The sequence below is a fragment of the Roseateles sp. P5_B10 genome, assembly GCF_056400485.1.
In genome coordinates, this window is the sequence record NZ_JBFULE010001340.1 from 1 (window position 1) to 903 (window position 903).

The window sequence follows — 903 nt, forward strand, 5'->3', positions numbered from 1 at the left end:
GGTCTGGGCATTGGCATTGCGCTGGACGACTTCGGCGCCGGCTACTCGCGGCTCAGTTCACTCAAGCGCCTGCCTGTGGATACCCTCAAACTCGACCGCAGCTATGTGCAGGGCATGCTGGGCGATGCCCAGGACCTGTCGCTCGTCGAGAGCGTCATCGGCTTGGCGCGCAATATCGGTTGTGCCGTGCTGGCCAAGGGTGTCGAGAGCCGCGCCCATGCGCGCGAGCTGTTGCGCCTGGGCTGCCGCCTCGGCCAAGGCAACGGCATCGCGGCGGCCATGCCCGGGCCGGCCCTGCCGGGCTGGATACAAGCCTTTGCCAACAGCGACTGGATTGCGCAGTTGCGCAGCCCGTCCCAGGCCAATCTCTAAAATCCACGGGTGATCCCGCCCGGCTTTATTCAGGACCTGCTCTCCCGCGTCGACATCGTCGACGTGGTGGGTCGCCATGTCGAGCTGAAAAAGGCGGGCATCAACCACAAGGGTCTGTGCCCCTTCCATGGGGAAAAGTCGCCGAGCTTCATCGTCAGCCCAAGCCGCCAGACCTACCACTGCTTCGGCTGCGGCGTGCACGGCAATGCCATCGGCTTCCTGATGGAACACACCGCCGCGACCTTTGTCGAAGCGGTGGAGGACCTGGCCCAGCAGGTCGGCATGCAGGTGCCGCAGGACGAACGCAGCCCCGAACAGCGCGAGCGCGCCAAAGCCGACAAAGCCAGGCAGCAGAGCCTGACCGATGTGCTGGCCCGCGCGGCGGAGTTCTACAAGGCCCAGYTGCGCCAGGCGCCCCGGGCCGTCCAGTACCTGAAGGGCCGCGGCCTGACCGGCCAGATCGCGGCCCGTTTCGGCCTTGGCTATGCGCCCGAAGGCTGGCGGTCGCTGGCCAGCGGCTTCCCCTCGTAC

The 903-nt window shown here is 66.9% G+C and carries 2 protein-coding genes; both read left to right on the forward strand.

Annotated features, from left to right (window positions below; genetic code table 11):
• On the forward strand, nucleotides 1-372 hold a 372-nt coding region (locus AC1DU6_RS33165), incomplete at its 5' end, for an EAL domain-containing protein (protein ID WP_477862565.1).
• A gap of 9 nt (nucleotides 373-381) precedes the next feature.
• Nucleotides 382-903: CHC2 zinc finger domain-containing protein (locus tag AC1DU6_RS33170; RefSeq protein ID WP_477862567.1), on the forward strand; the 522-nt coding region annotated here is incomplete at its 3' end.